Origin of the sequence: Nonomuraea coxensis DSM 45129 (assembly GCF_019397265.1) — a bacterium.
In the GTDB taxonomy this organism is placed as follows: domain Bacteria; phylum Actinomycetota; class Actinomycetes; order Streptosporangiales; family Streptosporangiaceae; genus Nonomuraea; species Nonomuraea coxensis.
The window spans coordinates 1,984,167-2,008,306 of record NZ_CP068985.1 but is presented as its reverse complement, the minus strand read 5'-3'; the positions used below and the strand labels follow the sequence as shown (position 1 = coordinate 2,008,306).

General features: G+C 71.9%; 29 protein-coding genes. 19 read left to right on the top strand and 10 right to left on the bottom strand.

The features are described 5' to 3' along the window. Positions 1 to 183: 183 nt before the first annotated feature. Positions 184 to 1,032: a LysR family transcriptional regulator gene (locus Nocox_RS09710; RefSeq protein ID WP_020544325.1), complete on the top strand. Its 849-nt coding sequence runs from the start codon at positions 184 to 186 to the stop codon at positions 1,030 to 1,032. A 15-nt stretch (positions 1,033 to 1,047) separates the two neighbouring features. After that, on the top strand, positions 1,048 to 1,665 hold the full coding sequence (locus Nocox_RS09705; RefSeq protein WP_020544324.1) for a MerR family transcriptional regulator: 618 nt from the start codon (positions 1,048 to 1,050) through the stop codon (positions 1,663 to 1,665). A gap of 4 nt (positions 1,666 to 1,669) precedes the next feature. Here Nocox_RS09705 and Nocox_RS09700 read toward each other — a convergent pair whose 3' ends face one another. Beyond that, the gene (locus tag Nocox_RS09700) at positions 1,670 to 2,557 is read right to left on the bottom strand and encodes a hypothetical protein (RefSeq protein ID WP_020544323.1); all 888 of its coding nucleotides are present in this window, start codon (positions 2,555 to 2,557) and stop codon (positions 1,670 to 1,672) included. 79 nt (positions 2,558 to 2,636) lie between these two features. On the opposite strand from Nocox_RS09700, the gene Nocox_RS09695 reads away from it, so the two are divergent. Continuing rightward, positions 2,637 to 3,056 carry a TIGR03668 family PPOX class F420-dependent oxidoreductase gene (locus Nocox_RS09695; RefSeq protein ID WP_020544322.1) on the top strand — a complete coding sequence of 140 codons (420 nt, stop codon included), beginning with the start codon at positions 2,637 to 2,639 and terminating at the stop codon, positions 3,054 to 3,056. Here the strand turns inward: Nocox_RS09695 and Nocox_RS09690 are convergent. Then, positions 3,040 to 3,714: a ThuA domain-containing protein gene (locus tag Nocox_RS09690; protein ID WP_063711644.1), complete on the bottom strand. Its 675-nt coding sequence runs from the start codon at positions 3,712 to 3,714 to the stop codon at positions 3,040 to 3,042. The genes Nocox_RS09695 and Nocox_RS09690 overlap by 17 nt on opposite strands. A gap of 100 nt (positions 3,715 to 3,814) precedes the next feature. On the opposite strand from Nocox_RS09690, the gene Nocox_RS09685 reads away from it, so the two are divergent. From Nocox_RS09685 to Nocox_RS09675, 3 genes are read left to right on the top strand one after another with little or no spacing between them, the layout of a single operon-like run. Beyond that, positions 3,815 to 4,684 carry an NAD-dependent epimerase/dehydratase family protein gene (locus tag Nocox_RS09685; protein ID WP_020544320.1) on the top strand — a complete coding sequence of 290 codons (870 nt, stop codon included), beginning with the start codon at positions 3,815 to 3,817 and terminating at the stop codon, positions 4,682 to 4,684. Beyond that, positions 4,684 to 5,577: an RNA polymerase sigma-70 factor gene (locus Nocox_RS09680; RefSeq protein WP_157383162.1), complete on the top strand. Its 894-nt coding sequence runs from the start codon at positions 4,684 to 4,686 to the stop codon at positions 5,575 to 5,577. The genes Nocox_RS09685 and Nocox_RS09680 overlap by 1 nt, the downstream gene beginning before the upstream one ends. An 8-nt stretch (positions 5,578 to 5,585) precedes the next feature. After that, positions 5,586 to 6,347 (top strand): SDR family NAD(P)-dependent oxidoreductase, encoded by a 762-nt coding sequence (locus Nocox_RS09675; protein ID WP_020544318.1) that lies wholly within the window; start codon positions 5,586 to 5,588, stop codon positions 6,345 to 6,347. On the opposite strand, the gene Nocox_RS09670 is transcribed toward Nocox_RS09675, so the two are convergent. Beyond that, positions 6,337 to 6,909, bottom strand: coding sequence for a TetR/AcrR family transcriptional regulator (locus Nocox_RS09670; RefSeq protein ID WP_020544317.1), 573 nt, complete (start codon positions 6,907 to 6,909; stop codon positions 6,337 to 6,339). The genes Nocox_RS09675 and Nocox_RS09670 overlap by 11 nt on opposite strands. Before the next feature lie 108 nt (positions 6,910 to 7,017). Between Nocox_RS09670 and Nocox_RS09665 the strand changes: the two genes are divergently transcribed. The 3 genes from Nocox_RS09665 (at position 7,018) to Nocox_RS09655 (ending at position 10,778) form a co-directional block, all read left to right on the top strand. Beyond that, the gene (locus Nocox_RS09665; protein WP_020544316.1) at positions 7,018 to 8,667 is read left to right on the top strand and encodes an NAD(P)/FAD-dependent oxidoreductase; all 1,650 of its coding nucleotides are present in this window, start codon (positions 7,018 to 7,020) and stop codon (positions 8,665 to 8,667) included. Beyond that, positions 8,664 to 10,103 carry an ATP-binding protein gene (locus tag Nocox_RS09660; RefSeq protein WP_020544315.1) on the top strand — a complete coding sequence of 480 codons (1,440 nt, stop codon included), beginning with the start codon at positions 8,664 to 8,666 and terminating at the stop codon, positions 10,101 to 10,103. Before Nocox_RS09665 ends, Nocox_RS09660 begins: the two co-directional genes overlap by 4 nt. 75 nt (positions 10,104 to 10,178) lie before the next feature. Then, positions 10,179 to 10,778, top strand: coding sequence for a dihydrofolate reductase family protein (locus Nocox_RS09655; protein WP_020544314.1), 600 nt, complete (start codon positions 10,179 to 10,181; stop codon positions 10,776 to 10,778). On the opposite strand, the gene Nocox_RS09650 is transcribed toward Nocox_RS09655, so the two are convergent. After that, the gene (locus Nocox_RS09650) at positions 10,763 to 11,050 is read right to left on the bottom strand and encodes a hypothetical protein (protein ID WP_020544313.1); all 288 of its coding nucleotides are present in this window, start codon (positions 11,048 to 11,050) and stop codon (positions 10,763 to 10,765) included. The genes Nocox_RS09655 and Nocox_RS09650 overlap by 16 nt on opposite strands. Positions 11,051 to 11,130: 80 nt before the next feature. Further along, entirely contained in the window at positions 11,131 to 11,922 is a 792-nt protein-coding gene (locus Nocox_RS09645; RefSeq protein ID WP_033409619.1) for a class I SAM-dependent methyltransferase, read from the bottom strand. 174 nt (positions 11,923 to 12,096) lie between these two features. Between Nocox_RS09645 and Nocox_RS09640 the strand changes: the two genes are divergently transcribed. Continuing rightward, positions 12,097 to 12,642: a hypothetical protein gene (locus tag Nocox_RS09640; RefSeq protein WP_157383156.1), complete on the top strand. Its 546-nt coding sequence runs from the start codon at positions 12,097 to 12,099 to the stop codon at positions 12,640 to 12,642. A 127-nt stretch (positions 12,643 to 12,769) separates the two neighbouring features. On the opposite strand, the gene Nocox_RS09635 is transcribed toward Nocox_RS09640, so the two are convergent. After that, positions 12,770 to 13,141 (bottom strand): hypothetical protein, encoded by a 372-nt coding sequence (locus Nocox_RS09635; RefSeq protein ID WP_051112609.1) that lies wholly within the window; start codon positions 13,139 to 13,141, stop codon positions 12,770 to 12,772. 439 nt (positions 13,142 to 13,580) lie between these two features. Here Nocox_RS09635 and Nocox_RS09630 point away from each other — a divergent pair, with 439 nt between their 5' ends. The 5 genes from Nocox_RS09630 to Nocox_RS09610 all read left to right on the top strand — a co-directional run bounded on the left by Nocox_RS09630 (position 13,581) and on the right by Nocox_RS09610 (position 17,765). Beyond that, positions 13,581 to 13,943 (top strand): hypothetical protein, encoded by a 363-nt coding sequence (locus tag Nocox_RS09630; RefSeq protein WP_157383155.1) that lies wholly within the window; start codon positions 13,581 to 13,583, stop codon positions 13,941 to 13,943. A 30-nt stretch (positions 13,944 to 13,973) separates the two neighbouring features. Next, positions 13,974 to 14,369 carry a helix-turn-helix domain-containing protein gene (locus Nocox_RS09625; RefSeq protein WP_063711645.1) on the top strand — a complete coding sequence of 132 codons (396 nt, stop codon included), beginning with the start codon at positions 13,974 to 13,976 and terminating at the stop codon, positions 14,367 to 14,369. Further along, entirely contained in the window at positions 14,369 to 14,812 is a 444-nt protein-coding gene (locus Nocox_RS09620) for a DUF6941 family protein (protein ID WP_157383154.1), read from the top strand. The genes Nocox_RS09625 and Nocox_RS09620 overlap by 1 nt, the downstream gene beginning before the upstream one ends. 379 nt (positions 14,813 to 15,191) lie before the next feature. Beyond that, positions 15,192 to 16,247 (top strand): LLM class flavin-dependent oxidoreductase, encoded by a 1,056-nt coding sequence (locus Nocox_RS09615; protein WP_020544306.1) that lies wholly within the window; start codon positions 15,192 to 15,194, stop codon positions 16,245 to 16,247. Between the two features lie 21 nt (positions 16,248 to 16,268). Then, complete coding sequence (locus Nocox_RS09610) at positions 16,269 to 17,765, top strand: AMP-binding protein (protein WP_020544305.1); 1,497 nt, start codon at positions 16,269 to 16,271, stop codon at positions 17,763 to 17,765. On the opposite strand, the gene Nocox_RS09605 is transcribed toward Nocox_RS09610, so the two are convergent. Then, complete coding sequence (locus Nocox_RS09605; protein ID WP_020544304.1) at positions 17,741 to 18,352, bottom strand: TetR/AcrR family transcriptional regulator; 612 nt, start codon at positions 18,350 to 18,352, stop codon at positions 17,741 to 17,743. The genes Nocox_RS09610 and Nocox_RS09605 overlap by 25 nt on opposite strands. A gap of 99 nt (positions 18,353 to 18,451) precedes the next feature. Between Nocox_RS09605 and Nocox_RS09600 the strand changes: the two genes are divergently transcribed. From Nocox_RS09600 to Nocox_RS09590, 3 genes are all read left to right on the top strand, one after another. Beyond that, entirely contained in the window at positions 18,452 to 19,600 is a 1,149-nt protein-coding gene (locus Nocox_RS09600; protein WP_020544303.1) for a cytochrome P450, read from the top strand. Between the two features lie 114 nt (positions 19,601 to 19,714). After that, a complete protein-coding gene (locus tag Nocox_RS09595; RefSeq protein WP_020544302.1) occupies positions 19,715 to 20,086 on the top strand; it encodes a type II toxin-antitoxin system RelE/ParE family toxin in 372 nt (123 codons plus the stop codon). Beyond that, positions 20,083 to 20,439, top strand: a complete 357-nt coding sequence (locus Nocox_RS09590) for a helix-turn-helix domain-containing protein (RefSeq protein WP_246649757.1) — start codon at positions 20,083 to 20,085, stop codon at positions 20,437 to 20,439. The genes Nocox_RS09595 and Nocox_RS09590 overlap by 4 nt, the downstream gene beginning before the upstream one ends. A gap of 103 nt (positions 20,440 to 20,542) precedes the next feature. Here Nocox_RS09590 and Nocox_RS09585 read toward each other — a convergent pair whose 3' ends face one another. Further along, a complete protein-coding gene (locus Nocox_RS09585) occupies positions 20,543 to 21,451 on the bottom strand; it encodes a cyclase family protein (protein ID WP_020544300.1) in 909 nt (302 codons plus the stop codon). A 28-nt stretch (positions 21,452 to 21,479) separates the two neighbouring features. On the opposite strand from Nocox_RS09585, the gene Nocox_RS09580 reads away from it, so the two are divergent. After that, positions 21,480 to 22,700 carry a serine hydrolase domain-containing protein gene (locus Nocox_RS09580; protein ID WP_020544299.1) on the top strand — a complete coding sequence of 407 codons (1,221 nt, stop codon included), beginning with the start codon at positions 21,480 to 21,482 and terminating at the stop codon, positions 22,698 to 22,700. 5 nt (positions 22,701 to 22,705) lie between these two features. Here the strand turns inward: Nocox_RS09580 and Nocox_RS09575 are convergent, their stop codons facing one another. Together Nocox_RS09575 and Nocox_RS09570 are read right to left on the bottom strand one after the other, a co-directional pair. Further along, positions 22,706 to 23,488, bottom strand: coding sequence for an SDR family NAD(P)-dependent oxidoreductase (locus Nocox_RS09575; RefSeq protein WP_020544298.1), 783 nt, complete (start codon positions 23,486 to 23,488; stop codon positions 22,706 to 22,708). A gap of 5 nt (positions 23,489 to 23,493) precedes the next feature. Continuing rightward, positions 23,494 to 24,075 (bottom strand): cysteine hydrolase family protein, encoded by a 582-nt coding sequence (locus Nocox_RS09570; RefSeq protein WP_246649756.1) that lies wholly within the window; start codon positions 24,073 to 24,075, stop codon positions 23,494 to 23,496. Positions 24,076 to 24,140 lie beyond the last annotated feature (65 nt).

Genomic DNA, 24,140 nt, shown 5'->3' with positions numbered 1-24,140 from the left:
CCCGGAGCCCGCCCGCCGCGAAGGCCCGGCGCCGCCGGCGGCGCCCGTCACCAGCACGTACGGCCCCGTCCCCGGCGAGGCCACGCTCCCGTGGTGACTGAGCGTCTTCACGGGAGCTGTCCCGTCTTGTAATACGGAGGTGCGATCTTCCGACAGCCCATCACCATCACCTTGAGGTGAGCGATGGATCTACGCTACGTCCGCTACGCCATGGCGATCGCACGGGCCGGGAGCCTGCGCCGCGCCGCCGCCGCGCTGCACATCGCCCAGCCCACGCTGTCGGAGCAGCTCAGGGCGCTGGAAAAGGAGATCGGGGTCGAGCTGTTCAGCCGCTCCTCCAGCGGCGTGCAGCTCACCGAGGCGGGCGAGGCGTTCCTCGCCCAGGCCACGGTCGCGGTCGACGCCTTCGAGCGGGCCGTGGCGGCGGCCAGGAGCAGCGGCGGGGACGCCCGCCTGGGCGTGGCCGACGGCCTGGCCGACGTGGTCGCCCGCGTGCTGGCGCAGCTCCACGGCCTGCGGCTGCGGGTGGCCCCCATGAGCACCGCCGAGCAGATCGTCTCCATCGTGGACGGCACCCTCCAGGCCGGCCTCGGGTACGCCCCCGGCTCGACGCCGCGCGGCGTGGCCCGGATGCTGATCCACCGCTTCCCCGTGCGCGCGCTGATGCACCGCGACCACCCGCTCGCCGGGGCGGAGGCGGTGTCGCTGGCGGACCTCGCCGCCGAGCCGCTGGTGATGCCGGAGTCGGACGCGGTGGCGGGCGCGCGCCGGTTCCTGGAGGGCTTCGTCCGGCACCGCCTGCATCCGCGGCTCGGCCCGTCGGCCGCGACCCACGACCTGGCGATCACGATGATCGAGCGCGGCGCGGGCTATACGCTCTGCGTGCACGAGGGGACGCCGGTGCCGGACGCCCTGACCTTCCTGCCGGTCAAGGAGGACGTGCCGCCGCTGGAGGTGGTCTTCCTGTGGAACCGGCAGGCGGACGTCCCCGAGCTGGTCAGCGCGGCCCGCCACGTCGCCCGCACTGGATAGCGCTATTATCCAACGATGCGCATCTCCGAACTCAGCTCCCGCTCCGGCGTCGCCATCCCCACGATCAAGTACTACCTGCGCGAGGGGCTGCTGCACCAGGGCGAGCAGACGGCGGCGACCCGCGCCGAGTACGACGACTCGCACCTGCGCAGGCTCCGCCTCATCCGGGCGCTGCTGGAGGTGGGCAAGCTGCCGGTGGCCTCGATCAAGACGATCATCGAGGCCGTGGACGACGAGTCACTGCCCATCCACGAGATGCTCGGCACCGCCCACTACGCCCTCGGCCCCACCGTCGAACCGGAGCCGGGAGAGGAGTGGCACGCCGCCCGCGCCCACGTGGACGCCCTCATCGACGACCTCGGCTGGCGCATCCACCCGGACGCCCCCACCCGCGACGAGCTGGCCCAGACGCTGGTGCGGATGCGCCAGCTCGGCCTCCGCGTCGACCTGCGGCCCTACGTCGAGGCGGCGCGCAGGCTGGTCGCCGAGGTCGAGATGGACACCATCCCCTTCGACGGGCCGCGCGACGCCGCCGTGGAGGCCCTGGTGCTGGGCTCGGTGCTGTACGGCAAGGCGTTCGACGCGCTGCGCCGCATGGCCCAGGAGTCGGAGTCGGCCCGCCGGCTGGCGTAACTCCTCACAGCAGGCCGTTGGCCCGCAGGATCAGCACCGCCCGCACGGTGACCGCGCCCCGCCACTCCAGCGACCCGGCGGGCGAGATCCTGGCGAAGTCCACCGTCCAGCCGCCGTCGTCCTGCTGGCCCTCCGCCAGCCGTACGAGGTCGGCGGCGATCACCTCGGGCGCGAACAGGTCGCGGACCGGCCGCCCCGGGAAGGGCGCGAAGTCGAGCGGGCGCAGCGCCTCGTCCGCCGTGCCGCCCTCGACGGGCACCCGGCCGTCCGCCGGGATGTGCCCGGCCAGCCGCTTCAGCAGGCCGGCCGCGCGGGGCTCGGTGTCGTGCACGGCGTCGAGGAAGCCGACGGCGAACGACAGCACGTACGCGTGCGGCCGCTCCTCCAGCCCTTGGATCGCGTCCAGGCAGTAGCGGGTGGCCGTAGCCAGCCACGGATGGGCGGCCACGGCCGGGTCGTGGGCGGCCACCCGGTGCGCGGCCGCCGCCGACACGGCCGTGGTCTGCAGGGACGACGTGGCCGGATCGGCGCCCGCCCACCAGGGCGCGGTGCCGTCGGCCACGGTCAGCGGCAGCGCGAACGGCAGCCCGCCGTCCGGCAGCGTCACCGACTCCAGGTAGTCGCACAGCGCCGCGGCCGCCGGGGAGGTGCGCGGCGCGACCTCCTCGAACACCTCGAAGGCGTGCAGCGCGGCGCCCGGCTGGCTCTCCGGCGAGCGCAGGTCGGGCTCCAGACCCCACCCGTAGCCGCCGTCCGCGTTGCGGTAGCCCTCCAGGGCGGCCAGCACGCCCGCCTCGCCGCCGCCGCCCATGAGCGACGCGTACCGTCTGCGGTCGAGCAGCCGGGCGTGGGTCGCGAGGAAGCCGGGGATCAGGTCGAGGTTCACGTTCATGGGCCCATCGTGCCCGGGCCTGCGACGTGCAGTCTTGGAGATTCCGGACGCCGGCCGCCCCGGACGGGAGAATGGGGGCATGGACGAGGAGGAGGCGCGGCGCCGGTTCGCCGGGGCGCGGGTGGCGCGGCTGGCCACCGTGCGCGGCGACGGCGCGCCGCGCCTGGTGCCCGTCGTGTTCGCGGTGATCGGGGAGCGCGTGGTGTTCGCCGTCGACCACAAGCCGAAGACGACCACCGACCTGCGCCGGCTGTCCGACATCCGCGCCGACCCGCGCGTCGGCCTGCTGGCCGACCACTACGACGAGGACTGGTCGCTGCTGTGGTGGGTCCGCGCCGACGGCCTGGCCAGGGTCGCCGAGGACGGCCCCGAGCGCGAGGCCGCGCTGGACGCGCTGACGGCCAAGTACCCGCAGTACCGCGAGCGCCGCCCCGCCGGGCCGGCCGTCGTGGTGGAGGTGACCCGCCGGCGCGGCTGGGCGGCTACTCCGCCACCGTGACCGGCCGCTTGAGCAGCCAGAGCGCGGCCCGCTTGAGCATCGTCCTGTGCACCTCGTTGTCGTAGGAGCGGGTGTCGTGGCCGAGGGCGTCGTAGAACACCCGGCCGCGCCGCACCGGCCGGGCCCACACCAGCGGCTGGCCGTTCGCCGAGGCCAGCGGCTCGACGTCGGGCAGCAGGTCGAGGTCGCTGTAGACCTCGTCCACCACGTCGAAGTCGCGCAGGCCCTCCACCACCGGATGCCCGCCGTGGACGCGCACGCTGGTCCAGCCGAGCGGCGGATGGTGCGACTTCGGCCAGGCCCAGCGGCCACCGAGCACGCGCGGCCAGCCCTGCCAGTCGTCGAAGCAGATGGACGCCGCGTGCATGCACAGCAGCCCGCCGCCCCGGTCGAGATGGTCGAGGATCGTGGTGCGGGCCCCGGCCGGCAACTCGAAGCGCCACCGGGGGCGCAGGCCGGCGAAGCGGTCCTGGCGCATCCGCCAGCGCAGCGCGTTGACGGTGATGAGCTGGACCTCCGGGGGCTCGCCGAGCGCGCCCGCGATGTCCTCGGTGATCTCGGAGTCGACCCCCACCTCGGCCAGCACCTCCGCCAGGGCGGCCGAGGTGGCGGCGAAGTCGTGGAACACGCCGCCTGACAGGATCAGGTTTCTTGCCACTCGCCCAGCCCATCACGGTTGTGATGACTTGACCACCCGGGACTGTCACGTCCGGGCCCGCTCCCCCGTCCATCCATCGAGCCGGACACGAGGAGGAGACATGAAGGTTCTGGTGGCGGGGGCGACGGGCGTGATCGGCCGGCAGCTCGTCCCGCTGCTCAAGGCGGTGGGCCACGAGGTGGTGACGCTGTCCAGGCGCGGTGACCTCGCCGTGGACGCCCTCGACAGGGAGGCGACCGTGCGCGCGGTACGGCGGGTGCGGCCGGACGCCGTGGTCCACCTGCTCACGGCCATCCCGCCGGTGATCGACCCGCGCCGGATCGGCCGCCAGTTCGCGCTGACGAACCGGCTGCGCGACGAGGGCACCCGCACCCTCGTCGAGGCGGCGCCCGGGGCCAGGATCATCGCCCAGGGCCTGGCCTACGCCTACGCGCCCGCGCCCGGCCTGGCCGACGAGGACGCGCCGCTGTGGCGGGAGGCGCCCACGGCGTACCGGCCGGTGGTGGCGGCGCTGGAGTCGCTGGAGCGGCAGACGGTCGCGGCCGGCGGCCTGGTGCTGCGCTTCGGGCACCTGACCGGCCCCGGCTCGGCCTACGCCGAGGACGGCTCGACCACGCGGTCCGTGCTGGCGGGCAGGATGCCGGTCGTCGGCGACGGCGGCTCGGTCCTGTCGTTCACCCACGCGCACGACGCCGCGACCGCCGTGGTGGCCGCCCTCGACCGGGACGTCACCGGCGCGCTCAACATCGTGGACGACACCCCCGTGACGATGCGCGAGTGGCTGCCCGCGTTCGCCGCGCGGCTGGGCGCGCCGCCGCCGCGGCGGGTGCCGGCGTTCCTCGCCCGGATGGCGGTGGGGGCGTTCGGGGTGGCGTACATGACCCGGCTGCGCGGCGCGGACAACTGCAGGGCGCGGCTGCTGCTGAACTGGCGGCCCCGGCACACCGCCTTCCTGGAGGAGACGGCATGATGCCTGACGTGGAGACGCGAACGGACTCCGACAGCGACTTCGAACAGCACCGGCCGGCGCTGCTCGGGCTGGCCTACCGCCTGCTGGGCAGCATGTGGGACGCCGAGGACGTGGTGCAGGAGGCCTGGTTGCGCTGGCAGGGCACCGACCGTGCCCAGGTCAGGGAGCCGCGGGCGTTCCTGGTGACCGTGGTGTCGCGGCTGGCGCTGGACCAGCTCCGCTCGGCGCGGGTGAAGCGGGAGGCGTACACCGGGCCGTGGCTGCCCGAGCCCGTCGCGACGGGCGAGGCGGGGCCGATGGACACCGCCGAGCTGCGCGACACCGTCTCCTACGCGACGCTGCACCTGATGGAGCGGCTGTCGCCGCCGGAGCGGGCGGTGTTCGTGCTGCGGGAGGCGTTCGAGCTGCCCTACGACCAGATCTCGGAGATCGTCGGCGTCTCGGTCGCCAACGCCCGCCAGCTCCACCGCCGGGCCTCGGTGCGGCTGGCCGAGGGCCGCGACCGGTTCACGCCCTCGGCGGAGGACCACACGCGGCTGCTGCGCAGGTTCATGGCGGCGGCGTCCGGCGGCGACCTCGACGCGCTGAAGGACCTCTTCCACGAGGACGTCGTGGCCTGGAACGACGGCGGCGGCAAGGTGCGCGCCGCGCTGCGCCCGATCCTCGGCCGGCGCAAGGTGGTGGCCTTCCTCGGCGGCCTGCTCAGCCGCTTCGACTACGGCGAGGGCCGCCTGCTGGAGGTCAACGGCCTGCCGGCCCTGTGGACGCGGTTCGGTGACAACCACCAGCTCACCATGATCGAGATCAGGGACGGCCGGATCCACGGCATCTACAGCATCCTCAACCCGGACAAACTGGCCCGCGTCCGCCCAGCGGGCCAGGACGATCTATAGTCAGCCCCATGGATCTCGGCATCTCGGGCAAGGTCGCCCTGGTCACCGGTGGCAGCGCGGGCATCGGACTCGCCGCGGCCAAGAGCCTCGCGCGCGAGGGCTGCGACGTCTGCGTCGTCGGCCGCACTCCTGAGCGGCTCGCGGACGCGGTCGTGGAACTGCAGGAGTTCGGCAAGGTCGTGCACGCCGTGCTGGCCGACGTGGAGGACCCGTCGGCCGCCCGGCGCGTCGTCGAGGAGACCCGCGACGTGCTCGGCCCGGTGGACATCCTGGTCGCCAACGCGGGCGGCCCGCCGCCCGGCCGCTTCACCGACACGAGCCTCGCCGACTGGGACGTCGCCGTCCAGCGCAACCTGCTCGGCACCGTACGCCTGATCCACGCCGTGCTGCCGGAGATGCGCGCCCGCGGCTGGGGCCGGATCGTGACGGTCACCAGCCGGTCGGTGCGCGAGGCGCTGGACGGCCTGGCCCTGTCGAACGCCACCCGCTCGGCCGTGGCCGGGGTGGTGCGCACGCTCGCCCGCGAGGTCGCCGGCGACGGCGTGCTGGTCAACAACGTGCTGCCGGGCCCGATCGACACCGACCGGCTGCGCCAGACGTCGGGCGGCGAGGAGAAGCTCGCCGAGCGTGGCAGGAGTGTGCCGGTGGGCCGGATCGGGCGGCCCGAGGAGGTGGGGGACGTCGTGGCGTTCCTGGCCAGCGAGCGGGCCTCGTTCGTGAACGGGGTGTCGCTGCTGGTCGACGGCGGCGAGAGCCGCGTCATCGCCTGAGCAGCGTGCCCACGATCGCGGCGGCCCAGACGGCGTCGTCGTCGGGCAGGTCGACGTAGCAGGACAGGTTGGCCCGGTGGAAGCAGGCGCCCATGAGCATGGACGCCGCGGCGCCCGGATCGAGCTTCGGGTCGATCCGGTCGCGGGCCTGCTCACCGGCGATCACCTCGGCGAGCGCCTGGATCGGCACGTGCGGGCCCGACCCGCTCCTCGCGAGCATGGCGCGGAAGCCCTCCGTGAGCGAGGGGTCGGCCAGCACGCCCGCGGCGATGCCCGCCGCCCGCGTGTAGAACTCCAGCGCGGCCAGCGTGAACACGGTGAGGTGGTCGGCCACGTCACCGGAGCCGATCACGAGCCGCAGCCGGGTGAGCGCGGGACCGAGCGCGGGCAGCCGCTCCAGCAGCACGGCCAGCAGCAGCGACTCCTTGCCCGGGAAGTGCTTGTAGAGCAGCGCCTCGGAGCAGCCGGCCGCCGACGCGATGCGCTTGGTGGTCGCGCCCACGATGCCGAACTCGCGAACGACCTGCTCGGCGGCGTCGACGATGCGCTCGCGGGTGCCCATCCGCCCATCATAGGAGCGGCCGGCCGAGCGGATTCCCGCCTGTTCGCCCCCGCATGACATGCTTCCTTTAGGGACCAATTTTCGGGACCAAAGGGGAGAGGCAACGGCATGGACAAGCCGGTCATCGTGACCGTGGACGACGACCCGGGCGTGTCGCGGGCGGTGGCGCGCGACCTGCGACGCCGCTACGGCCAGGAATATCGCATCGTCCGTGCCGAGACCGCCCTCGACGGCATCGAGGCGGTCAAGGAGATGCGGCTGCGCGGCGACGACGTGGCGGCCATCCTGGCCGACTACCGCATGCCGCAGATGAACGGCGTGCAGTTCCTCGAAGCCGCCATGGACATGTACCCGTACGCGCGGCGCGTGCTGCTGACCGCCTACGCCGACACCGAGGCGGCCATCCAGGCGATCAACGTGGTGGACCTCGACCACTACCTGCTCAAGCCGTGGGACCCGCCGGAGGAGAAGTTCTACCCGGTCATCGACGGGCAGCTCGACGCCTGGCTGCGCACCGACCGGATCGAGCGCTCGGAGCTGCGGGTGGTGGGCGACCGGTGGTCGGCGCAGTCGTACCGGGTGCGTGACTTCCTGGCCCGCAACCACGTGCCGTACCAGTGGATGCTCGCCGAGGACCCGGAGGGCGCGCAGCTCGTGAAGGCGGCCGGCGAGGGCTGCCACCTGCCGCTCGTGGTCACCACCGACGGCACCACGCTGGAGTCGCCCGACCAGGCCACGCTGGCCACGGCCGTGGGCCTGTCCACCACCCCGGCCACCGACTTCTACGACCTGATCGTGGTCGGCGGCGGCCCCGCCGGGCTGGGCGCGGCCGTCTACGGCGCCTCGGAGGGGCTCAACACCGTGCTCGTCGAGTCGCACTCCTCGGGCGGCCAGGCGGGCCAGAGCTCCCGGATCGAGAACTACCTGGGCTTCCCCGACGGCGTCTCCGGCCAGCAGCTCGCCGACCGGGCGCGGCGGCAGGCGCTGAAGTTCGGCGCCGAGCTGCTGACCGCGCGCAAGGTGACCCTGCTGGAGCCGCGCGGCCAGGCCCGCGTGGTCGGCTTCAAGGACGGCGGCGAGATCGCCGCGCACGCCGTGATCCTGGCCACCGGGGTCACCTACCGGCGGCTGGACGCGCCGGGCCTGGACGAGTTCGTCGGCCGCGGCGTCTTCTACGGCGCGGCCCTCACCGAGGCGCCCGCCTGCTCCGACGCCGAGGTCCACATCGTGGGCGCGGCCAACTCGGCCGGGCAGGCCGCCGTCTACCTGGCGGGATTCGCGAGCAAGGTTCATTTGTTGGTGAGGGGTGATGGTTTGGAGAAGTCCATGTCCCATTACCTCATCGAGCAGATCGCCGCGATCCCCAACATCGAGGTGCACCTGGAGACCGAGGTCGCCGGCGGCGGCGGCACGGGGCACCTGGAGCGGCTGACGCTGTCGACCAGGGGCGAGGAGCGCACGGTCGACGCCCAGTGGCTGTTCGTGTTCATCGGCGCGGAGCCGTTCACGTCGTGGCTGGGCGAGACCGTCGAGCGCGACCCGCGCGGGTTCGTGCTCACCGGGCCCGACCTGGTCCAGGGGGGCAGGCGGCCGCGCAACTGGCCGCTGCGGCGTGAGCCGTACTACCTGGAGACCAACGTGCCCGGGGTGTTCGCCGCGGGCGACGTGCGCGCCGAGTCGATCAAGAGGGTGGCCTCCGCCGTCGGGGAGGGCGCGATGGCCGTCGCGCTCGTGCACCGCTACCTGGAGAAACAGTGACCGAGACAGACGCCCGCGTCGACATCGACGAGCTGCGCAAGCTCTTCCTGTTCGAGCGGCTGACCGACGCCCAGCTCACCAAGCTCGCCGACAGCGGCCGGATGGCCACGTTCGCGGCCGACGAGGACATCGTCCGGCAGGGCGAGCCGGCCGACTGCTTCGCCGTGCTGATCGAGGGCGAGATCCAGATGATCAGCGAGACGGTCAGCGCCGGCACCGTCGCCATGCCGCGCGCCTCCCAGCCCGGCGTGTACGGCGGCGCCACCAGCGCCTACCTCGGCGACCGCGCCCCCCAGACCTACCAGCACACGCTGCGCGCCACCGCCCCGTCGCGGATGTTCATCCTGCCCGCCAGGAAGTTCGCCTACATCGTGGCCGAATGGTTCCCGATGGCGATGCACCTGCTGGACGGCATGCTGTCGGGCGGGCGCATGCAGCGCGAGATCATCGACCGGCGGCAGCGGCTGACCGCGCTCGGCACGATCACCGCCGGCCTCACCCACGAGCTGAACAACCCGGCCGCGGCGGCCGTACGCGCCGTCGGCGAGCTGCGCCAGCTCATCAAGAACTCCCGGCTGCAGCTCGCCCAGCTCGCCGAGGACGGCATCCCGCCGGAGAAGTTGCGGGCGCTCATCGACGCGCAGGAGGCGTGCACGAACAAGCTGGGCAAGCAGCCGCAGCGCTCGCCGCTGCAGATCTCCGACGCCGAGGACGAGCTCGGCGAGGCGCTGGACGAGCTGGGCGTCGAGGACGCCTGGGACCTCGCCCCCGCGCTGGTCCAGGCCGAGTTCTCGCCGGAGGACCTGGAGAAGATCCGGGCGAAGGTGGGCGAGGAGCACGCCCCGGCGGCGGTGCGCTGGCTGGCCGAGGCCGTCGAGATCTCACAGATGCTGAGCGAGGTGGGCGAGGCGACCGAGCGCATCACCACGCTGATCCGCTCGGCGAAGCAGTACTCCCAGATGGACCGGGCGCCGTTCCAGAACGTGGACGTGCACGAGCTGCTCGACAGCACGCTCGCCATCTTCCGCGGCAAGATCCCGCCCGGCATCACGGTGGTCACTGACTACGACCGCACGCTGCCACCCATCCCCTGCTACGCCGGCGAGCTCAACCAGGTGTGGACGAACCTCATCCACAACGCCCTCGACGCCATGGAGGACGTCGGCACCCTCACCGTCCGCACGGCGCACGACGAGGACGAGGCGATCGTCGAGATCGGCGACACCGGCCACGGGGTGCCCGAGGCGATCCTGGACCGCATCTTCGAGCCGTTCTTCACGACCAAGAGCGTGGGCGAGGGCACGGGGCTCGGCCTGGACATCTCCTACCGCATCGTGGCCGGCCGGCACGGCGGCGAGATCAAGGTGCGCTCGGTGCCGGGCGAGACATGGTTCGAGGTGCGCCTGCCGCTACGGGAGCCCGTGCCCACGGCCTGATCTTCTCGCGGACGGGCGATGAGTTCTCCGGCCCGCGCCGGTCTCTCCTGATACCTGAACGAGAAGGAGAACGGTATGAAGATCACCTTGGCGACGTTCCTGTCACTGGACGGCGTCATGCAGGGACCTGGCGGCCCCGAGGAGGACACCAGCGGCGGCTTCGAGCACGGCGGCTGGCAGTTCCCCTACGCCGGCGAGGACACGGGGGCGCAGATCATCCGCTGGTTCGGCGAGGCGGACGCGTTCCTGCTGGGGCGGCGGACGTACGACATCTTCGCCGGCCACTGGCCGGCCGTCACCGACCCGGACGACCCCATCGCAGGGCCGCTCAACGCGCTGCCGAAGTATGTCGTCTCGACCACCATGAAGAGCGCGGACTGGCACAACACGACGATCGTCCGCTCGCTGGACGACATCGCGGCGCTGCGCGCGCGGCCCGGCCGCGAGCTGCAGGTCCACGGCAGCGGCATGCTCGCCCAGGCGCTGCTGGACCGGGGGCTGATCGACGAGCTGCGGCTGTGGACGTTCCCGGTCGTCCTGGGCAGCGGGAAGCGGCTGTTCGAGCCGGGCCGGGTGCCGACGGCGCTGCGCCTGATCGAGTCGGCGACGGCCGAGAGCGGCTGCGTGCTCAACGTCTACCGGCCGGCGGGCAAGCCGAGTTACGGCTCGTTCTGAGCCGTCACGCTCACCGGCATGTTCGACGGCTCGCCGCCGAACATGATCACGATGTCGCGGCCGTTGGCGTAACTCACCACCGGCCGCCGCAGCACCTCCCCCGCCTGGCGGGCCACCGACTGCCACAGGTCGGCCATCTCGGGGCTGTCGGCGGTGATCCTGAACCGGCCGCTCGCCCGCAGGTGCTCGGTCACCAGCGGGACGAAGCCCGCCTCGGCGCGGACGCGCTCGTCCGGGGTCAGCGGGGTGCGCCGTAGGGCTGGGTCAGTCATCGTCGATCTCCTCGTTCCGGCCGTCGAGTCCAGCTTGCCACGCCCCGGGGCGCGGCGGGCCTCGCCGCGTCCTGAACCGCTCACGACCGGCGGCCGACCGTCAGGACGGCCGACCAGTGGCGGGTGAGCCGCCCGTCCGGGCGGGCGGCGAGCAGGCGGCGGATCTCCCGGTAGAGGTGCGCCCGCTTGTCCGGCTCCATGGCGATATGACCGGAGAACGTGTCGAGCAGCGCGAGGTAGGCGTCCGCCGTGTAGCGCAGCGCCCACAGGTAGCGCCGCGCCGCCACCACCGTGAACCGCCCGGAGGCGGCGAACTCGGCCGCGGTGGGATCGGCCCGGTCCTCCGGCGGCGGCCACGGGCCGGGGTGTCCCTCGCCGATCTCCTCGTAGACCTTCTGGATCTCGGCGAAGAAGGGGTCGAAGCCGACGGGCAGCGCGTGGTCGGCGTTCCACACGGCCAGGTGACCGCCGGGGGCGAGCAGGCCGGCGGCCTTGTCGTACCTGACCGCCGGATCCACCCACTTCCAGGCCGTGGCCGCGTACACCAGGTCGAAACGCACCCCCGCCGGCGGCTCCCACTCCTCGAACGCCGACGTGACCACCGACGCCCCGGCGTACCCGGTCAGCCGCCGCCGCGCCTCCTCCGCCAGCGCGGGCCCGAGCTCCACCGCCGTGACGGTGAAGCCCCTCCGGGCGAGGGGCACCGTCGCCTTCCCCGGCCCGCACCCCACTTCGAGCAGCCGCGCCGGCGGCCTGAGCCCGGTGATCGCGAGCAGGTCGGCGTACAGCTCGCCCGGATAGTCGGGGCGGGCGTCCTGGTAGGTCTCGGCCGCCACGTCGAAGGTCGCGCGCAGGCGCGCATCAGGGGGCACTCTCCCGATTCTGGCAGCCCTAGCCCGCCGATGGTCGCCGTCCAGCCGCCTCAAGGTGACCTCCGGCTCCACAAGGCCTTGGTGTGACGGACGATGCGCTCCATCAAAAGTTCCTCTTCCCCAGAGAGAGACACCGTAAAGTGTCAAGCCATGTACGGGTAGTCACATGCATACGTGGACGAGTCCATGCGGGTCCACGATGGACTCTATGTACTGGCCGCTGTCATCGTGCCCTGCGGGTATGCGGACGAGCACCGAGCCGCGCTTCGCGCTCTGCTGCTGGGGAAACAACCCCGGCTGCATTGGCGCGACGAACGGCCGAAACGCCGTCTCGAGATCACCTACGCTGTGGCGGCCCTCCATCCGAACACGGTCATCGTCATCGGCACCCGCCTCATGCCAGCAAAGCAGCGACGAGCGCGGCGCAAGTGCCTGGAACGGCTGCTCTGGCATCTCACATGTCGTGATGTGTCGCGCGTCGTCATGGAGCGGCGGAGCGCTGAAGGCGATAAGGAGGACCTCGACATGGTCAACGCGCTACGCGCCCGCGAAGCACTGCCTCAGGACCTCCATGTCGAGTGGGCCAGCCCTCTGGTCGAAGAACTCCTCTGGCTCCCCGACGTGGTGGCGGGCATCTTCGCGAGAGCCGAGACGGGCGATCGGACCCTGGAGGATCTCCTATGCGGTGATCACCTGGTCGAGCGCATAAGCTGCGATTAACGCGGACAGCGCAAAGCCCGGGTTCCCGTCAATTCCGGCGGTAAGCCCGGGCTCACTTCCTCTCCCCCTCACAGGGGGCGGCAGGGAAAGGATACCCCTCAGACACCCGGTTGAACATCGCTATCCATTACACCTCTACGACTCTGCGGCACTCGACCATCAAGGAGTCATGGACCGCACCGCACCCCAAGCGGGTGTCACGAGAGGGTGTGATCGCCCCCTCCGGGTCGATGGGCGTTGCGTATCCCGGATGGGCAATTCGCGATACGTGAGCCAGTGCTCGCGCCTGATTCAGCAGGTTATGGAGGCGGCGCGGGCCGCCTTGGTGAACCACGACCCTGCCGCCGACCTGTTCCGCGCGGGCCCACGAGCCGTCGGGGTGGGCCATGAGGGCGACCCGGTCGGGGCCGGCGTCGTACGTGATGAACCGGTGCTGGATGCCGGGCGCGACGAGCTCCAGCATCGTGTGGACGTCCCACGCCGACATCACGTTCATCACCGGGTACGGGCTGGGCTCGACCTGCTCACCGCCCTCGACCCGGGCGCGGCCGAGCAGGGCCCCAGGTCCTGGGCCCGGTAGTCGGCGCCGGCACGGGTGCGCATGAACCCCGGCCCGATCCCACTCGACCCGGCCCGCCGACCCGCAGCTTCCACCCTCGGGCGTGCTCGCCCACCAGCGAGGCACGAATGGTGCCGCCGCGTGCGCGCGACCACCTCATGCCACCGCGAACCGGCCGGGGCGAGCACGTTCCACGGGATGGCGAGGCAGGAAAACGGATACCCTTCACAATCGCCGCTATTCGCAATGCGAGCGGCACGACGAGCCCAGATCGCAATTCGCCCGAGATAGCCAATTTCGGGAAACCAAAGTAGGCACCTGTGACACGACCGCGATAGATTCATTCGTCCAGCTCAGTACCGGCCCTTAGGGTGGCGAAGTGCAGGAGAAGCCCGATGCGGTCTGGCACTTCTACCGCACGCCGAACGGTCGCCCTGTAGTCAGCGAAGAGATAAGAGACGCGCTCGGCGACGGTCCCCCCAAGAAGGAACTAGGCGCCTTACTCGGCAGAATTCAGTACAACCGAGCCCTTCCCCGGGACACCAGATATCTCGGCCATGGCCTGTACGAAGCCCGCTTGACCCACAGGAGCAACGAGTTCCGCCTCTACTTCGCACATGGGCCGCAGGGCGAGCACGTCCTACTCGGTCTTGCCTTCCACATGAAGGGAAGCAGAGGAGCTCAGGATCGAGTCATCAGCACCGCCAGGGGTCGACTGGCCGAGTGGCTGGAGAGAATATAAGGTGAAGCCGATACGGGGAGGTTGATGGTCATGGACCCTCACATCGCCGAACTTTTGGGCATCGACCTTGACGATCCCGAAGTCCAGCGCGAGAACGCCGCGATCGATCGGGACATGCGGCTGATAGAGACATTGGTGGGCATCCGCCGGCAGCGTGGCCTGACTCAGAGCGACGTCGCGGAACGAATGGGACGCAGCCAGCCGGCGGTGTCCGACTTCGAGCGTCTTGGAGGCGACCCTCACCTGTCCACCATCCGGCGCTATGCGCTGGCCATCGGCGTGGACGTGTTCCATTCGGTGAGCGTGCCTGAAGAAGTCAGCCAGACAAGCTCCACACCCGCCAAGATTGAGGTGTGCGGCTGGGAGTCGGCAAGGCCGCAAACGTCCGCAACCGCGAGCATCAGTCTCACGCGAGCAGCACCGTGATGGAGGGATTCCTCGTCCTTGCGGACTCCGGCAACACCGAACAGGCGACCGGGAAGATCCACCTGCTCGGTGCAGGCTGGTCGCTGACCGGTCCAGCCGTACCGTCTTCGGCGGTGGCGGGCTTCCTGCGCGTTCCTTGGGATGACGTCAAGGACGATCTCACCTTCCATCTTCGCCTGGTCGACGCCGATCGCAACCCGGTCGAGGTCCCTCTGATCGACGGAAAGACCAGAATGGTGGGTTTCCAGGGCCAGCTCGGCATCGGCGACGACCGGCCGAAAGAGGGAGTGGAGCGCCAGGTGCCCATGAACCTGTCCTTCGCCCTAAGCATCCCGCCGCTGCCCCTGACTCCCGACGGCGTCTACGAATGGATTCTGGACGTCGGGGATGTCGAAGTGGCTTCGGTGCGGTTCGGGGTGCGACCAGGGGATGCCGACGACTGAGGAACTCCGCCATGCCTCGCCGCTGGTTCCCTGAGGCAGGGCCGAGCGAGGCAATACCGGCGACCCCGGGCGACCGGTCAACTTCCAGGGGAGCGCGAGGGGGCCGGCAGGCCCTCTCGCCGGAGATCGGGGCGGAGCCTCGATCTCCCTGTCAGGACGCCCGAGCGGTAGCGAGGTCCTTTGGGTGGGCTCCCGCCGGTCAACCCGGTGATCGGGCAACGGGCGGGTGGTTTCAGGGGGGTCGGAGGGGGCGGAGCCCTCGGGGAGGCGCTGTCTGGAGACTTCCGGCGCGGAGCGCCCCCGGCGGAGGCCGTGCGTTGGAGCCCAGTCGTGATACGCTACCAAGCGAGCGCTTGGTTTACCTCCGAGGGGCCGCCGCATGAAGTTCTCGACCTTCCACCTCTTCCACCGCTTCGACGGCCAGAGCTTCAAGGACGTCTACGACTACCACCTGGAGCTCATCGAGCTGGCCGAGGAACTGGGCTTCGACGGGGTACGGCTGGCCGAGCACCACTTCCGCGACTACGGCGTCGTCCCCAACCTGTTCACCATGCTCGCCCACGCCGCCGCGCGCACCGAGCGGCTGCGGCTCGGCACCGGGATCGTCGTCCTGCCCCTGCACAACCCCGTTCACGTGGCCGAGGAGGCCGCGCAGGTGGACGTGCTGTCCGGCGGGCGGCTGGAGCTCGGCATCGGGCGCGGCTACCAGAGCTACGAGTTCGAGGGGTTCGGGGTCGATCTGGCCGAGGCGCGCGACCGGTTCAACGAGGCGCTGGAGGTGATCGTCGGACTGTGGACGCGGGAGACGTACCGGCACGAGGGGAAGTTCTACCGGACCGGGACCGAGGTCTCGCTGGTGCCCAGGCCCGTGCAGGCCCCCCATCCGCCGCTGCACGTCGCGGCGGTCTCCCCCGAGACGGTCACCATGTACGCCGAGCGCGGCCTGCCCATCCTGGCCGATCCGGCGGCGCCGTTCAGGAAGGTCGTCAAGGCGGCCGAGACCTGGCGGGAGACGGCGGCGCGGGCCGGCCACCCTGAGGGGGCCGAGCTGGTGGTGGCCCGCAGCGTGTACGTCGCCCCCACCCTGGAGCGGGCCCGCGAGGACCAGGAGCGCTTCGAGGCGTCGTTCGACCGCTCGCGCATCTTCAACGACCGGAGCGCCCCCATCGACCCCAGGACGGGCCGGACCGCCGAGGGCTTCGAGTACTACCAGGACCGCTATCTGAAGGGCGGCACGGTCTCGGCCGACTTCCGGTGGGAGCAGTTGGAGGTCATCGGGGACCCGGCGCGGGTCGTCGAGCAGATCACGCTGCTCAGGGACGCCGGGTTCTCGAACCTGCTCTGCGACTTCGGCAGCACCCGCCCCATGCCGCTGGCGGACATGAAGCGGGTCATGCGCTTCTTCGCGGCCGAGGTCATGCCCGCCTTCCCGTAACCCCCCTCCCGGAGGCTGACGATGATCCACAGCCTGTCCCTGTCCGACGTCCTCGCCGAGCACGCCCGCAGCCGCCCCGGTACGACGGCCGTGGTGGACGGGGAGCTCCGGCTCACCTATCCGGAGCTGGACGTCCGCGTGTCCCGGCTCGCCGACGCGCTGGCCGGGCGCGGCGTCGGCGGCGGCGACCGGGTGGTGTGGCTCGGCCAGAACAGCCACGCCGTGCTGGAACTGCTGCTCGCGTGCAGTCGCCTGGGCGCGGTGTTCTGCCCGGCGAACTGGCGGCAGTCGGCGGACGAGCTGCGTTTCGTGCTCCAGGATCTCGGCCCGGCGGTCGTGGTCTGGGAGCCGTCCGACGCCGTCGGCGCCCTCGACCGCGACGGCGGGTGGGTGCGGGCGGGCGCGGACTACGAGGAACTGGTGGCGGGCGGGTCGGTGCGGGAGTTCCCGCAGGTCGCCGACGCCGAGCCGGTCCTCGCGCTCTACACCGCCGCCTTCGACGGGCGTCCGAACGCGGCCCTGCTCAGCAGCGCTGCGCTGGTCGCGCACGCCACGTCGCTGCTCGTCGTACGCCAGATGGAGCCGGGCTTCACCTTCCTCAACAACGGGCCGCTCTTCCACGTGGGGACGATGATGTTCTGCCTGGCCACGCTGCAGATCGGCGGCACGAACGTCTTCACCCCCGCCTTCGACCCGGAGGAGGTGTGCCGGCTGGTGGACGCCGAGCGGGTGACGCAGGCGTTCCTGTTCGGGCCGATGATCGACGCGGTGGTGAAGGCGAACGCGGGCGGCAAGTACGACCTGTCCTCGCTGCGCTTCGTCGCCGCCTCCGACGAGTGGAACGCGATGATCACGGTCGACGACTCGCCGTGGTGCCGGTCGAAGATGGGCGGGTACGGGCAGACCGAGGTGGGCGGCATGCTGACCTTCCTCGGGCTGGCGGAGGGCGGGGCCGGGTACGCGGGGCGGCCGTCGCCGCTGGCGCAGGTGCGGATCATGGGGCCGGACGACGTGGAGGTGCCGGCGGGCGAGGTGGGCGAGATCTGCGCCCGCGGCAAGACCCTCTTCTCCGGATATTTCGCCCGGCCCGACTTAAATGCGGAAAAGCTGCGGAACGGCTGGCACCACACCGGCGACCTCGGCCGCCGCGAGCCCGACGGCACCATCACCTTCATCGGCCCCAGACTGCGCATGATCAAGTCCGGCGCCGAGAACGTCTACCCGGCGGAGGTCGAGCGCGCGCTCAAGTCCCATCCCGCCGTGGCGGACGCCGCCGTGATCGGCGTGCCGGACCCTGCCTGGCACCAGGCGGTCAAGGCCGTCGTGGCGCTCCGCGAAGGGGCGGCGGCGACCGCCGAGGAGCTGGTCGAGCACGTCAGGGGGCAGGTGGCGGCGTACAAGAGGCCGAGGGAGGTGGCGTTCGTCGAGGAGATCCCGAAGCGCGGCTTCACCCCCGACTACGACGCCCTCGACGCCGCCCACGGCGGCGGCAACTACCCGGGCTCGCCGTCGGCCTGACGGGCGATCGGCAGGCCCGCCTCCAGATGGGCGAGGGCCCGGTCGAACGCGGCGGGCGCGTCGAGCCCGGGATCGGCGGCCCACTCGAACCACAGCGCGAGCATCACCCCCGAGACCGCCCCGGTGACGTTGCGGATCTCGGGGTCGCCGGGGTCGCGGCCCTCGCGGGCGGCCAGCTCGGCGCGCAGGCCGGCGAGGACGCCGCGGATGTTGTCGATGCTCGCCGTCCACAGCTCGGGGACGGTGAACATGAGCCGCTCGCGCTCCAGGCCGTCGTTGCGCTCCTCGGGCGTCTGCGCCGCGAACACCTGGCCGATCGCGGCGCGTACGGCCTGGACGGGGTTGAGCTCGGGCGGCGCGGCGCGCAGCGCCTCGACGAAGGGTGGGTACTGGTCGACCAGCACCAGATCCTCCTTCGTCGGGAAATAGCGGAACACGGTGCTGGGCGCGACCTCGGCCGCCTCCGCGATCTGCTCGACCGTCGTCTCCGCGTATCCCCGCTCGCGGAACAGCCGCAGCGCCACTTTCTGGATCAGGGCCCTGGTCTTGGCCTTCTTCCGCTCCCGGAGCCCGGGTCCGTCGCTCATGGCATCGCATTCTGAAGGGTCCGCCCCGGCACGTCCACTCACGACGCATTTTCCAACTTTCGCTAGTCAACTTTCAATTGAGAGTCTACTCTCACCATCATGCGCAAACTTCCCGTCGAACGCGACCCTCGACGCCCCCTCGACCCGCCGCCCGCCCTCCGCGGGCTGCCGCCCATGGCCCGCCTGGAGATGGCCGACGGCCACCTCGGCTGGCTCGCCACCACGCTCGACGCCGCCCGCACCGTCCTCGGCGACCCCCGGTTCAGCGCCCGGCAGGAGCTCAAGCACCCCGCCGTACAGTCGTCGGCCGCCGTCGCCGGACCCGGCCGCCCCGCGCCGCCGGGGTTCTTCGCCACCACCGACCCGCCCGAGCACACGCGCTACCGGCGGCTGCTCACCGGCCAGTTCACGCTGCGCAGGATGCGCCTGCTGGAGCCGCGCATCGAGCGCATCGCCGCCGACCACCTCGACGCCATGGCGGCGGCCGGGCCGCCCGCCGACCTGGTGACCGCGTACGCGCTGCCGATCCCGTCCATGGTCATCTGCGAGCTGCTCGGCGTCCCGTACGCCGACCACGCCTTCTTCCAGGAACGCAGCCAGGAGCTGGTCTCGCCCGGCGGCGACGTGGCGGGCGCGAGCGCCGACCTGCACGCCTACCTCGCGGACCTGGTGCGCCGCAGGCGGGCCGAGCCCGGCGACGACCTGATCAGCGGCCTGACCGGCGAGCTCACCGACGACGCCGAGACGGCCAACGTCGCGATGATCCTGCTCGTCGCCGGGCACGAGACCACCGCGAACATGCTCGCCCTCGGCGTCCTCGCCCTGCTCACGGCGGGCCTGGCGTACGAGGAGGGGACGGAGGAGGAGCTGCTGCGCTGGCTGTCGATCCTGCACCTCGGCGCGCCCAGCAGGGCCGCGTTGGAGGACGTCGAGGTGGCCGGCGTACGGGTCGCGAAGGGCGAGACGGTGGCGCTGTCGCTGCCCATGGTCAACCGCGACCCGGCCGCCTTCGCCGCGCCGGACACGCTCGACCCGGCCCGCCCGGACGCCCGCCGCCATCTGGCCTTCGGCCACGGCGTCCACCAGTGCCTCGGCCAGCAGCTCGCCAGGAACGAGCTGCGCATCGGCTACCGCGCCCTGTTCGAGCGCTTCCCCACGCTGCGGCTGGCCGTCCCCGCCGCCGAGGTGCCGCTCCGGCAGGACGCGACGGTGTTCGGGGTCGGCCGCCTGCCGGTGACCTGGGACTGAAGGATTCGGGAGCGACTGATCTGGAACAACCCAGGTTCGAGGAAGTGGGCACCGGCCAAGCCTGGTATTCACCACCGCCACGGGTTACCATCGAGTGCATATATTATTCATGGTATGTCTCAGTGGGGGATCGACCTGGAGCCGGAGGTGGAGGCTTGGCTGGACAGTCTTTCTTTTCCGCTCTACCAGCGGGTCATGCGGAACGTGGACGACCACCTCGTCACAGGCGGCGTCCCCGATGGGGATCATATGAAGAAGCTGAAGGACGCCGAGGGTGTGCACGAGCTGCGCGTTGCTCTTGACCGCACGACCTGGCGGTTGACCTTTTGGAAGCCGGCCGACAAGGTGATCGTTATCCTGACGGTCTTCCGCAAGACACAGGATGGGACGCAGACCGCCGATATCGACCGTGCAATCGCTGCCAGGAAGCGGTGCGAAGCAGAGCACGACCTAGCCACCACGCACGTGTTCGAGAGGAGCGCATGATGGGTCACAGCCGTTGGGAAACCTACAAGGCGAAGCGTCTGCGCGAGATGGAAGCGGACGCGCACCCCCACGCCGAGTACGAGCAGGCTGGCCGTGACCTGGAGCTCGGCGACCAGTTGCGTGAGATCCGTAAGCGCCGAGGCTTGTCCCAGAAGGTCGTAGCGGAACGCGCCGGGATGTCCCAGCCCGCCTTGTCTCGCATCGAGGGCGGTGGCGGCATCCCGGACATAGCGACACTGCTGCGCCTCGGCGCGGCGATGGGGGTTCGATTCCGCGTCGAGCTCGTCGTCGACGACGACACCACCGATATCGAGCCTCTGACGGTACATCACCGCCAGCTCACGAACGCGTAGCTCCGCCTGGCGTCGGAGCCACCAGACAATCGGCCAGCCCATTACCCGCTTACTGAGCGCCTACGACCACTGACCCGACTCGAAACTCGCTCGCCCAGAGAAACTAGAGGATCGCGAGCGGGGTCAGCGGGCTGCCGGTGCCGCCCTCGACGCGCAGCGGGGCCGCCACGAACACGAACTCCGTCCGTCCCGTCGCCGCCAGCTCCTCCAGCCACAGCATCTCGATCAGGTGGATGCCGTGCCGGTGGAGCAGGATGAGGTGCAGGTCGTCGGCCACGCCCTCGGCGGCCAGGCCACGCGCGTCGAGCCCGCCGACCGCGGCGTTGTCCGCGGCCACCGCGGCGACGTCGTGCGCGGCGAGCCAGCGTCCGGCCGCCGCCGACAGCCCCGGCTGGCCCGACCAGTACTCCTCGGGCGACCGCTCCCACACCTTCGGCCAGCCGGTACGGATCACCGCCACGTCCCCGGGCCGCGGCACGCCGATCTCCTCCAGCGCGCCGGGCTCGATCCGGTGCCCGGCGGGCAGATGGTCGAGGCCGAGCCGCCGGGGCACGTCGAACAGCACCCCCCGGGCGACCACGCCGCCGACCTGCTCGATGCCGCACCGGGCCGCCCCGTACGAGCGGACGCGGGCCGCCGGATGGCCGTTGTAGATCCGGTCGCCCGACCACATGTGGCAGAGGGCGTCCATGTGGGTGGTGGTGCCGTGCGGGGTCACGACGAGGGCGTCGTCCGCCACGCACAGGCCCTCGCCGATCGGCCGCGCGCCGGCCGCGTAGTCGCCGCCGTCCACGGACATGAAGTGCTGCGGCAGCGGCCGGCCCCGCAGGTGCGGCACGGTGGTGGGAGCCGGCGAGGAGGTCGCGCCGCGGATCGGCAGGGCCAGGCTCAGCACCTCGCCGGTCGTGGCCGCGCGCAGGGCGTCGAGGACGACGGACGGGGTGAGGAGGTTCAGGGTGCCGCGCTGGTCGTCTGGGCCGAATCGTCCCCAGTTGTTAGGCTCGTGAACCACGTAAGCGCTCCCTTTCCGTGGAGGTCCGATGCACTGCGATCCCCGCTTCTCCCGCGTCCGCGAGGTCTTCGAACGGCACTTCGCCGACGGCGAGGAGCTCGGCGCGGCCTTCGCCGTCTACCAGGACGGCGAGCTGGTCGTGGACCTGTGGGACGGCGTCGCCGACCGGCACACGGGACGGCCCTGGGAGCGCGACACGCCGGCCTTCGCCTACTCCTGCACGAAGGCGGTCACCGCCACCGTGCTGCTGCAGCTCGCCGAGCGCGGCCTGGTGGACGTGAGCGCGCCGGTGGCCGAGGTGTGGCCGGAGTTCGCGGCGCGGGGCAAGGCGGCGGTCACCGTCGAGCACCTGCTCACCCACCAGTCGGGGCTGCCGGTGCTGGAGGAGCCGGTGCCGGTGGAGGCGTTCGAGGACCAGGCCGCCATCGCGGCCCGGCTCGCCGGGCAGGAGCCGCTGTGGGAGCCGGGGACGGCGCACGGCTACCACGCGCTGACGTACGGGTTCCTGGTGGGCGAGGTGGTCCGGCGGGTGACCGGCAAGTCGGTGGGCGAGCTGGTGGCGGCGGAGATCGCCGGGCCGCTCGGTCTGGAGCTGTGGGTGGGCGCGCCGGACGACGTGATCCCGAGGACGGCCCGGCTGAAGGCGGCGGAACGCCCCCAGGCCCTCAAGGTCACCGAGGCCGGCGCCGCCCCCACGGGCGAGGGTGCGGCCACGCCCGGGGCCGCCGGCGGCGCGGGCGGCACTGGGCAAGGGCGGCCTGAGGACCTCGTGGCCGCGATGACCCGGGCCGCTCTCGACCCGCAGAGCCTCATGAACCGCGCGCTCGGCAACCCCGCCATGCACCGCCTCCAGGGCGGCGCGAACAACCCGGTCATCCTGCGCGCCGGCTGGCCCGCCGCCGGCCTGGTGACCACGGCCAGGGGCCTGGCCGGCTTCTACCGCTCCCTCGCCGCCGGCGACATCCTCCGCCCCGAGACGCTGCGCGAGGCCACCCGCACCCGGGTGAACGGCCCCGACCGCGTCCTGCTCCTGGACACGGCGTTCGGGCTGGGCTACATGCGGCCGTCGCTGACGTTCCTGATGCCGTCGGGGAGCGCGTTCGGGCACAGCGGCATGGGCGGCTCGATCGGCCTCGGCGATCCCGAGCGCGGGCTCGGCATCGCCTACGTCATGAACAGGATGGCCAACGCGCTCTCGGGCAACCTGCGCGGCATCCGCCTCGTGGAGGCGGTCTACCAGTCGCTCTGAGCCGGTCAATGCATCGTGACGCCGCCGCTGACGGACAGCGTCTGGCCGGTGATGTACGCCGCCCGTTCGGTGCAGAGGAAGGCGACCAGCCCGGAAACGTCCGCGGGCACGCCGAGGCGGCGCAGCGGGATGCCCCGGGCGATCCGGTCGACCAGCCCGGGCTCGGCCGCCGCGACCCGGCGCAGCATCGGCGTGTCCGTGGGGCCGGGGCAGACCACGTTCGAGGTGACCCGGCCGCGGGCGGCCTCCCTGGCGAGCGTCTTGGCCAGCCCGAACAGGCCCGCCTTCGTGGCCGCGTACGCGCCCTCGCCGCCCGAGCCGGCCCGTGCCCCGTCGCTGGAGACGAACACCAGCCGCCCCCAGCCCCTGGCCGTCATCCCGGGCAGCAGCAGCTTGGTCAGCAGCATCGGGCCGCGCAGGTTGACCTGCCACATGAGGTCCCACGAGGCCGGGTCGCTCTCCGTGAACGGCCCGATCACCGCGACCCCGGCGTTGTGCACGAGCACGTCCACGTCACCGGCGGCGCGGGCGAACGCCGCGACCGACTCCGGATCGGTGAGGTCGAGGGCGGCGGCCCGCGCGCCCGGCAGTCCGGCGGCGACCCGCTCCGCGCCGGGCAGGTCCACGTCGCCGAGCACGACGCGGGCGCCGAGCGCGGCCAGGTCGGCGGCGATGGCCGCGCCGATCGCGCCCGCTCCCCCGGTGATGACGGCGGCGCGGCCGTCCAGTCGCATGCCGTCCAGTCCGTCCATGCCATACATGTCGCCCATGCCGTCCATGCCGTCCATGTCGCTCATGTCCAGCTCCCGGCGAGGTCGGCGGCGGTGGCGCGGGTGGCGAGCAGGCCGATCGTGTTCCGCAGGACGGCCCGCGCGTAGTCGTCGGGGATGCCCGCGACCGCGTCCGTGACGACCGTGACCCGGTAGCCGAGGTTGACCGCCTCCAGCGCCAGGCCGGGGATGCCGAGGTTGAGCGAGACCCCGGCGGCGACCACGGTGGAGACGCCGAGCGAGCGCAGCGTCATGTCGAGCGAGGTGCCGGTGAACGGCGAGAAGCCGTGGTTCCTGCGGCTCTCCAGGTCGCCGGGGGCGCGCAGGCCGGGCAGCACCTCGACGGCGGGGGTGCCCTCCAGCATGTGGGCGGGGTCCTTGAGGAGGGAGACGATGAAGGGGCAGTTCGCGGTGTGGGAGCCGGCCCGGTCGGCGCGGAAGGCGGCCGTGCAGTGCACGACGGGGATCGCGGCGGCGCGGGCGGCCGCGAGGAGCCGGGCGATGGTGGGGACGACGCCGTGCCGCTCGCACGCCGCCCGCAGGTCCGGAAATTTCGTGAGATCACCGACGACGCCCCGCTGCATCTCCATCACGAGCACCGCCACGCCCTCCACCCGCCCACCCCACTTCATTTACCCGAGCGCTTGCTTGGTATAAGGAGGGTATCACC